At 40.2% G+C, this 9,265-nt stretch carries 8 protein-coding genes; 3 read left to right on the forward strand and 5 right to left on the reverse strand.

Translation table 11 applies throughout. The features are described 5' to 3' along the window. Positions 1-36 precede the first annotated feature (36 nt). The gene (ribA, locus tag L654_RS0118530) at positions 37-621 is read right to left on the reverse strand and encodes a GTP cyclohydrolase II (RefSeq protein ID WP_024608731.1); all 585 of its coding nucleotides are present in this window, start codon (positions 619-621) and stop codon (positions 37-39) included. A gap of 566 nt (positions 622-1,187) precedes the next feature. Between ribA and L654_RS1000000127065 the strand changes: the two genes are divergently transcribed. Together L654_RS1000000127065 and L654_RS0118540 are read left to right on the forward strand one after the other, a co-directional pair. Beyond that, a complete protein-coding gene (locus L654_RS1000000127065; RefSeq protein WP_024608732.1) occupies positions 1,188-2,090 on the forward strand; it encodes an HIT domain-containing protein in 903 nt (300 codons plus the stop codon). A gap of 1 nt (position 2,091) precedes the next feature. Next, complete coding sequence (locus tag L654_RS0118540; RefSeq protein ID WP_024608733.1) at positions 2,092-2,523, forward strand: hypothetical protein; 432 nt, start codon at positions 2,092-2,094, stop codon at positions 2,521-2,523. On the opposite strand, the gene L654_RS0118545 is transcribed toward L654_RS0118540, so the two are convergent. The 4 genes from L654_RS0118545 to L654_RS0118560 all read right to left on the reverse strand — a co-directional run bounded on the left by L654_RS0118545 (position 2,474) and on the right by L654_RS0118560 (position 6,098). Continuing rightward, positions 2,474-3,991, reverse strand: a complete 1,518-nt coding sequence (locus L654_RS0118545; RefSeq protein WP_225305780.1) for an IS66 family transposase — start codon at positions 3,989-3,991, stop codon at positions 2,474-2,476. The two genes, L654_RS0118540 and L654_RS0118545, sit on opposite strands and share 50 nt — an antisense overlap. Positions 3,992-4,048: 57 nt before the next feature. Further along, positions 4,049-4,402 (reverse strand): IS66 family insertion sequence element accessory protein TnpB, encoded by a 354-nt coding sequence (tnpB, locus tag L654_RS0118550; protein ID WP_024608735.1) that lies wholly within the window; start codon positions 4,400-4,402, stop codon positions 4,049-4,051. Beyond that, positions 4,399-4,704, reverse strand: coding sequence for a hypothetical protein (locus L654_RS0118555; RefSeq protein WP_010555472.1), 306 nt, complete (start codon positions 4,702-4,704; stop codon positions 4,399-4,401). Before L654_RS0118555 ends, tnpB begins: the two co-directional genes overlap by 4 nt. Positions 4,705-4,925: 221 nt before the next feature. Beyond that, positions 4,926-6,098: a hypothetical protein gene (locus tag L654_RS0118560; RefSeq protein WP_139016118.1), complete on the reverse strand. Its 1,173-nt coding sequence runs from the start codon at positions 6,096-6,098 to the stop codon at positions 4,926-4,928. 94 nt (positions 6,099-6,192) lie between these two features. Here L654_RS0118560 and L654_RS0118565 point away from each other — a divergent pair, with 94 nt between their 5' ends. Then, the gene (locus tag L654_RS0118565) at positions 6,193-9,177 is read left to right on the forward strand and encodes a Tn3-like element ISKox2 family transposase (protein ID WP_008126957.1); all 2,985 of its coding nucleotides are present in this window, start codon (positions 6,193-6,195) and stop codon (positions 9,175-9,177) included. Positions 9,178-9,265 lie beyond the last annotated feature (88 nt).

A 9,265-nucleotide genomic window follows, 5' to 3' on the forward strand; every position in this document is an offset into this window, starting at 1 on the left:
TCCTTAGATAAATGGCTCATTATTAAAGCCAAGCTTTTAAATGATATGACCCATCTTATCTCTTTTTACGGATAAATAATTACTATTATGTGTGCAAGCTGCAATTCTATGTGGCACTCGTTCCGACAAATTAATACCTAGCTCTTCAATCGCCTTGAGTTTAGCTGGATTATTTGTCATCAGCCTTAATTCAGAAATATTAAAATGGTCACACATAAATTTTAATATTGAATAATCTCTTTGATCAGCATCAAAACCTAACTTTAAGTTTGCTTCAACAGTATCAGCGCCATTATCCTGTAAATCATATGCCTTTATTTTATTTAGTAGCCCTATTCCACGTCCCTCTTGACGTAAATAGAATATAACCCCTCGTTTTTCCTGCGCAATTAGCTCTAATGCGGATTCTAGTTGAAGGCCACAATCACACCTCAAACTAAATAAAGCGTCTCCAGTCAGACACTCAGAGTGAATCCTTGCCAAAACAGGCCCCTCACTACTCAAATCTCCCATAGAAATCGATACATGTTCTTGACCATTATTGATATCTTTAAATCCATGCAGAGTAAATTCTCCCCAGCGAGTGGGTAACTTTGTTGACGCGACATAACAAAAAGACAAAACCAAAAGCTCCAAATTAAATCATGGATGGGTAAGTATTCCTTACAATAAACCACATAATGCGAATGCCGTATTATGGCTATATATTCATTTACATCCAAGTAAAAAAATGAGTCCAAGAAAAATTAAAAACCCTAACAACCCCTGAATAAAAATGCGAAATGTTAGACTAATAAATTTACTATTTACCACACTCATTGAGAAATGCACGACTAATAAAGTAGTTGTGTGAAAGCTCTAATTGAGAGCAGCCGCGACAATATATCTTTCATAATATTTAAAATCAATCAAAATGGAATACAATTTAAAATGAGTAAAATATCGTAACAATACAACTTTTTACTATTTACAAACCATATCAAATATTTTAAATTCCATACCCGCAATGTTTTACAATCCCTTATTTTAAATAAGAAATATATGAACTGGCCTTAAAATGCCACATATATTATTGCGATTAACAAAATAACATAGGTTGTTAATTATTTTGTTTTTATAAATTTTTTAAACGAGCAAGCAAAGGAAATTAGCTTGCTTTGCAACGTTCAAACAAGGAGGGTTCACTAATGGCCTATGAAAAACCAGAACGGTTTCCCTGCCCATTTTGTGAATGTAATACAGGCCGGATACCCAGTGCTATTGTATTCGAGAGTGAACACGCTATTTCGTTTATGGCAGTAAATAGGCGCAGCACAGGAGCCGTCCTAGTTACACCTAAACGTCATGTGGAGCAAATATCAGACCTGACGCCCGCAGAATCCCTAGATGTCATGGAGATATTGCAAAAAACAGCAAAATCCGTGTACTCAGCATACGGTCCTGACGCGATACATTCTTTCTGTAATGCTGGGATTCGAGCTGGACAGTCCGTTTGTCACATGCACTTCCAAATCCAAACTCGCTTTAACAGCAAAGAATACTCTTTCGCACCAAGTATCGACATTCCCTGGATAGCGGTAGATGAACTTCGTCAAAACGCTGAACGAATTAAAAGTGCAGCACCTGATTTAGTTGAGTATCAACCGAAATTCACCACGCCTGACGCAAAAATGGAAGAATTCACATCACCGATGACCCGCTTAAAAGAAGATGGCGTTTTAATCAGTGAAAGTGAGCATTTCTATGCCGTTACGGCGGAATATAGTCGTGTGAAAGGGGCGATTGTAATCTTACCAAAACGTCAAGTATCCAATTACTTAGAACTATCTGTAGAAGAAAGTAATGACTTGATGTTGCACGTAAGAAAGCTCGCGCGCGCAACTGAAAAAGCATATGACCCTATTGGCCTGAGCGTTTGGTGGGAGACGGGTACTGAAGCAGATCAATTCTTTGACCATTTGGTTGTAGAGATCACGCCTTATTTCGAAGATATCGAATACAAGTATCAGCCTCGCTCTGAGCTGACTCAAACACCTTTAGAGCACAGACAATCTTGGACTCAACACATTATTAAGCACCTGGAGCCGTAACATGCATGGAAATTGGCTAGATAAAGATAGATTCTTACACTTATTAGACAACCCTTGGTATAAATTACTTGCCGAGCTACAAAGCTATATTTCGGTAGAAACTTACCGCTATTGGGACTCTCAATCTTTAAAAACGTTGCATTTACCCATAACAACAAATGCAGTTTCAAGCCCTATGGGACTGGGTAGTGACTCACTACCAGTAAAAATTGATCTATTTGGTATCGAAACGTATTTAGCAGACTCAATGCAATTTATGCTTGAGTATGGCTGTCGTTTCTTTGATTCAGGTAGCTACTACGTAATGCCATCATTCCGTGGTGAGAACGCAACTAAGCGTCATTTATGTCAGTTCTATGTAAGCGCGCATTTAAGCAGTGCGCTTAGCTATAATCGAAGTCTAGCTGCACATTCCACGGCATTAGGTCGGTAAAATCATCATCACCCACATCTCGATTCGGCAACGTTTTAAATAAATGCACAAAGTAGTAATACGGATTGATGTCATTAGCACGACACGTCATCACAATACTATAAAGTATCGCGCTGGCCTGAGCACCATTAACCGATTTTGAGAATAGCCAGTTTTTTCTACCAGTGGTAAACGGCCGAATATCTCGCTCAGTAATATTATTATCAATCCCTAGTTCGCCATCTTCACTATACCGCATTAATTTCGGCCATTGATTAAGCGTGTATTTTATCGCTTTGCCAATATAACTCCCCGCCGTTACTTTACCTTCGGCTTCATCAAGCCACGCTTTAAAGTGCATTAATATGGGTAAGGCTTTTTCTTGTCGTAACTGATACCGCGCTTGAGGAGATAACTGTTTGTTTTTAGCGTGGGTTTCCAGTTTATATAATTGGCTGATAAAGCTGATGGCTTTATGCGCTCGACCTTTGTTTTTCGACTCTGCTTTTAAGGCATCGTTATATTTGCGTCTAGCGTGTGCCCAGCAACCAACAGGGGTAATGCCTTCAATACCGTCATAAACACGGTAACCGTCGCACTGTAAATAGCCTTGATAACCGGCAAGAAATTCTTTTGCGCAAGCGCGACTTCGACCTGCTTGGTAATCGTAAATCACGACAGGCTCACGGCTGACCTCATTGCTGCGATAAACCCACATGTAGGAATTGCTGCTAGGGTTGTCACCTTCATCTAACACTTGTGTACGGGTTTCATCGGCACATAAACTGTGCTCACTAAGCAAGTGACGTTGCATGGCTGCCACTAAGGGGCTGATTAGCAGGCCCGCTTTAATACACCAATTAGCTAATGTTCCGCGCGATAGTTCAAGGCCGCCACGGCCCAGTATGTCAACGAAACGATAAAGCGGTAAGGCATCGCAGTATTTGCCCGTAACAACCNNNNCTGGACTCGCAATGCTGCCAGGAATAGGCTGCTTGGGTTTAGGCGCGGTGATTATTTTACTGGCCAATTGTTCATGCTCGCAATGTCTGCAAGCATATTTAAATTGTTTGTGCTTAATGACACTGACTTTCGCCGGAATAATCTTCACTTGCTCGCTGTCTTCACTACCACATTGATGTAGTTGTTCACCGCAACACTGACACGTTAACTCGGTTAAGGTGTGCTCAACCTCTTCTCGTTCAAAGTGCTCAGCCAGTATTTGTTTACCTTTCTTATGGTGTTTAGGCGGCTCAGTCGTTTTATGCTGCTCCGCTTCATTGAAGGTGCCCCGTGGGGCTTTTTCACTTTTTTTACCGTATTTTTGGGATTTACTTAACTTAAGCTCAGCAAGCAAGTGGTCAATCCGCGATTGCATTTCAACCTTATCTTCTTGCAGTGAAATTTTATCTTTTTCTAAGCCATCAAGCTTAGCCTGCATAAGTGCAAGCTGATTTTGTAGTTCGGTGATGAGAATAGTGTCTGGCATTTTAATAGCATGACACATGGGAAAGATCGTTCAAGTAAAAAAAACGATCTGGTTAATTTATATCACTGATAACCCTGATAAAGTTGAGTGGCGGGNTTTATTATTTACCGGTAAGCCAGATAATAACCATTGTAACTGCCGTTGTTCAATCCCCATGGCTACGTGTGCTTGAGCATGATTTGGCCATTGAAATCGTCCTTGCTCTAAGCGACGATAATAAAGCCAAAAACCATTGGTATCCCAAAACAAAATTTTTAATTTATCGCGTTGTTTATTACAAAAAACGAACCACGCTTGGCTTAAAGGATCGAGAGATAGGGTATCGCTGACAATAATACTTAACCCATTGATTGATTTTCGCATGTCGGTGAATCCCGTGACCAAGTAAACTTGGTGGGTGCAAGGTGTCACAGTACGCTCAATAATTTGGCGAGTGCTTGGTGCGCTAATGTCGACTCGAAGTCTATTTGATAGCCGTTTGGTGTGGTGAGTTTAATGATTGAAGGGTGTGTAAAGGCTTGCTCATGAATAACAAACGGGATCACCTGTTGCTTTTTAACCCTTATCGTTTCGTCAGAAAGGCGTTTACGCCAAACATAGAAAGTCGATGCGTTAATGTTGTTATCACGACAAAATTGAATGATGGCTAAACCACTCGATTTTTGCTGCTCAAAAATGCCTTGCCAGTGTTTTATTTTTTGCTGTTTATTCATAATTACCTCAGGTTAATATGCTGAGTAAATTATGCATAGGTAGCATTAATATTGGTATGTGGGTTTAATTGCGCGCTTACACTTCAAATAGAAATTCGGTATTACCGATTGAGTAAATTGTAAAATCCATACTAACAGCCAGTTGTTGATACTAACTGTTAGTTTATGGACTTAAAATTGGAGTGGATGCGAAAAAAAACTAGATTTCTAAAAAAAAATGCCTATAGATGTATTTTTTCTAAAAATACATCTATATTTTTTACTTTGATATCTTTGTGATAACTGACCTTTACAGTCTCGCCGTCATAAGCAACGTAGTAAGGGAATGCAGCGGGCATCAAGTGACCTTCACCTGTAAAGCCAAATAACTGCGTACTGCGATCAAATTCTTTATCCAAAGGCGCATAAAGCCCTTGTTGAAAGGCTTGTATTTCGGCAAGTGCGTGCTGAAAATAAAACAAATTATCAGCGCATGATTTGTAAAAATTCGCCCAACTATTAGCGTCGTGCGTGCTTTTCGTTTTGTTACTCTTTTTGACGTAGGTAATATATTGGTCAGCCCCTTGTCGAATATAGCTTTTCCGTGAATGATTCGCAGGTAGCAAGTTATATTCAGAACCAGGCAAAAACGGTTGCACATGTAATTTAACTATTTCTAGCTCTTTGTCAGGGTTAAATAGAACAAGACCGCGATAGAATTTTGTATCATTAACTTTCACAATAAGCCAATACTTATCCAAATCAGGGGATCTATTAATGAGCCATTTAATATCGGCATGGTAGCTATTCCCTATATTAGAGTTTTTTAATGCCCCGTTATATTTAAGATTGAACTCAGCTGTTTTCATGTTATCGAATGGGTACTCACCTGTAACGTAAACATCTTTGGCATTTGTGTACTTTCTTGATTTCTCTTTTACATAACTCTTATACCCTTTTAGCGTATCTTTAAACGCAGTGTTTATTTTATTGACTCCTTTGCGTCGAAAGATATTCACGAAACCCAAGCTTTCATAAACCGCACCAAATACACTGTTATTAATAAAATCTAGCCCGTTTAAGGGATCGTTACTTTTAAGTTGTTGTGAAATTAACCTTGCCGCGTAAAAAGTAGAAATAGGCCCGACTTCACTGAAATAGAGCGGAGGGATAATATACGTGTCATAAGTGGGATCGACACCTTTACATTCTTCTGTAATATCCCCCCAAGCTGTATACCGCGTTTGTATGACTTCACTTAACTTGAGTCCTGAATATACTTCAGTGCCATTCACAAGCTCCACGCCGCCTAGCGTAAAGTCACGCACTTCTATCATGTCATCCAATTGAGATTCGATAGTTTTGTTAAGTGGGGTTCTAGGGATTTTCCCCTCTAAAGTAACATAAATCGCCATACTCACCATATTTAAAGGCATACAAAGGTGGGTTACTTCTCCAAAGTATGGCAAATTATGAGGTTAACAACCCCTTAAACTTAATTTAATTCCTATGGCTATAAAAAACGAACTATCAATTCTTACCAAAGCTGAGCAGCTTGATCTATATTCTCCGCCGCTATTATCACTTGAACAACAACGATTGTATTTTACGCCAAACGAGATCGAGTTAACAGAGTTGAAAAGTATTCGCCTAAGGAACCACCGATGCTATTTCATTGCGTTATTAGGGTATTTTAAGTCTAAGCCTGTGATTCTTTCACCTAGCTTTAACCTCATCTTTGACGATATGCAGTTTATTTCAACGCAAGTTCAAGGAGGCAAAGGGATCAGGCCTTTCAGCATTAATAAGATGCAGCGTGACCGTATATATCAAAGAATACTGAGGTTATTAAACTATCAGAAATGGGACGAAAGTCTGCACTTTGCGCCGCTGTACGAACATCTTGTTATGGTCGGCAAAGCTTGGCTTGAGCCTCGTTATCTATTCGATGCAGCCGCTGAATATCTAGCAACGCATAGAATTGCCATCCCTAAATATACTGTCTTACAAAAGCTTATCAGTCGTGTTATCCAACAGGTCAAGAAGGCGTTAAATAATAAGCTTCGTATTCATGTTTCATCTGAACTACACGGATTTCTAAATACTATTATCGATGACAAAGATGGGCTCTCCTTAAGCCAGCTTCGAGCCGGTGCAAAAAGCGTTATGGTGACAGAGCTAAAAAAAGAACTGACGGTGTATCATCAGTTACAGCCTTATACAAGACAGATTGATAATGCTGTTAAGGGCTTAGCCTTATCGTCTAAAAACCAACAACACTTCGGTGAAATGGTGGATTATTATGGCAGTAAACTAAAACGCTTTAAGCGTCCACAGCAACACCTATGGTTGCTGTGTTTTCTGACTCAACGCATACGGCAAAGCCTAGAGCGATTGGCTGATGGGTTTATTCATCATATCCGTAAACAACAAGAAGCTGCGCATGCGTTTGCCCAACAGGCAGTGTTTGACTCATGGAGGTCAGCTGCAGACAATGTCACCAAAGCCGCAGAATTACTGCATCTGTTTGTTGATGACAGTATCGACGATAATCAACCATTTGCAACGGTTAGGCAACAAGCATTAAGTGTAATGAATAACCAAGATATAGAAACGCTATGCCTGTACTTAAAAAAGCAAAAACGCACGGTAGAAGAATATCAATGGCAATATTATGATGATCAAAACGGGTTAATTGAGCAGTTATTAAGGCCCGTGTTTCTATGTCTTGAATGCCAAGCAGGTAAAGGCTCAGAAGCATTAGTGACCCAGCTCAAAACCACAAAAACAGAACTATTAGCAGGTAATACATTGCAAACAATGGATAGTACACTTATCCAACAAAAACATCGTCCATGGTTAATTAACAAGGATGTTGTTCATCCACAGCGATACGAATGGTTGCTTTACCGTCAACTGGCTTCTCGGCTTAATGGTCGAATTTACTTATCAAACGTCACTAAATATCGTGCGCTAGAAGACGACTTAATTGCATCGTCAATACAGCCTGATCTATTGGCATCATCAACATTGGAAAAGCTAAAGCAGCCGATTCAGAAGCTACTGCAAGTAAAACAAATACGCTTAACAACATCCCTAGAAGATGTTGCTCGTCACATTGATAATGGTGATAACCGCAATGTGATCATGAAGAGCCGAAGTGGCACACGATGGCGACTGCCAGTTAAAGGCTCCCAATCACTTGTCAACAACCCTTTCTTTAAACAAATGATCCCCGTCAGTATTGCTGATGTGTTGCGTTATGTTGAACAAGAAACCAACTTTATGCAATGCTTCGCACACGTGCTGCCAATACAAAAACAAGTAGGCGCCAATCAGGATGATTTATTGGCTATTCTAATTGCGAATGCGACACATCGCGGCGTATATGGGATGGCACAAATATCTGATCGCAGTTATGAGCATCTAAGCACTATACAAGCTAATTATATTAGGCCTGAAACCTTGCAAGAGGCTAGTGATATCATCAATAACGCAGTAGCGGCACTCCCTATTTTCCGCCACTATCACATCCAAGAAGACGTCCTGCACGCCAGTACCGATGGGCAAAAATTTGAAACTCACCTTGAGACTTTTAAAACTCGCTACTCCTCGAAATACTTCGGCACCAACAAAGGTATTACGGCCATGACGTTAGTTGCCAATCATAGTGCGTTAAATGCCCGTATCATAGGATCTAATGAGCATGAGTCCCATTATATTTACGACTTACTACAATCTAATACTAGTGATCTTAAGCCAGATGTCCTCTCAACCGACACCCATGGTGTTAATCATGTTAATTATGCCTTATTGGATTTATGCGGTTATAGTTTTGCGCCTAGGTATGCTCAGTTCACCAGTGTGATCAATGACCTATTTAACGTAACTGAAAGCGACGACGGAAACACGCATCTGGCGCTGAAAAAGCCGATAAAAATGAATGTGATTGAAGAAGGCTGGCAGGATATTCAGCGTATTGTGTTATCCCTTCAAGAAAAACGCACAACACAGGCATTGCTAGTACGCAAATTATCTGGTTATCCATCTAGACACCCTATATTACAAGCATTAACGGAATATAATAGGCTCATCAAAGCCCAATATTTACTTGATTATATTGATGATGCAAGTCTGCGCCAATATGTTCAACGAGCACTGAACCGAGGCGAAGCCTGGCATTTCCTCAGGCGAGCTATTGCATCGGTCAATCGTGACCAGTTCCGTGGAAAAAACGAATCAGAAATAGTCGTCTGGAACGAGTGTGCCCGTTTGACGGCAAATGCTATTATCTACTTTAACTCGATGATCCTAAGTCATCTATTACTGCACTTTGAAGAAGTTGGTGACGAGGAAAAAGCAGCAATAACTCGACAAGTATCACCCGTTGCATGGCAGAACATTAATCTGAGCGGCACTTATCAGTTCGCTAGTAACCGCAAACTACCTGATTTACAGGAAATAACTAGGCCTATTGTTGAAAATGAAGTCTAAAATGAAAGGTAACCCAGCTCCACAAGCCATTAACTGCGAGGGTTGTGGCGATTTATGTTACTTTAGAGGGGAAAATCCCTAGAACCCC

It is taken from the genome of Pseudoalteromonas sp. TAB23, assembly GCF_000498075.1.
GTDB classification, from domain to species: domain Bacteria; phylum Pseudomonadota; class Gammaproteobacteria; order Enterobacterales; family Alteromonadaceae; genus Pseudoalteromonas; species Pseudoalteromonas arctica.

Bases quoted from the DNA above. Each gene is read 5' to 3' on its own strand.
- L654_RS1000000127065 (WP_024608732.1), top strand. From the start codon at position 1,188: ATGGCCTATGAAAAACCAGAACGGTTTCCCTGCCCATTTTGTGAATGT.
- L654_RS0118540 (WP_024608733.1), top strand. From the start codon at position 2,092: ATGCATGGAAATTGGCTAGATAAAGATAGATTCTTACACTTATTAGAC.
- L654_RS0118555 (WP_010555472.1), bottom strand. From the start codon at position 4,704: ATGAATAAACAGCAAAAAATAAAACACTGGCAAGGCATTTTTGAGCAG.
- L654_RS0118560 (WP_139016118.1), bottom strand. From the start codon at position 6,098: ATGGCGATTTATGTTACTTTAGAGGGGAAAATCCCTAGAACCCCACTT.
- L654_RS0118565 (WP_008126957.1), top strand. From the start codon at position 6,193: ATGGCTATAAAAAACGAACTATCAATTCTTACCAAAGCTGAGCAGCTT.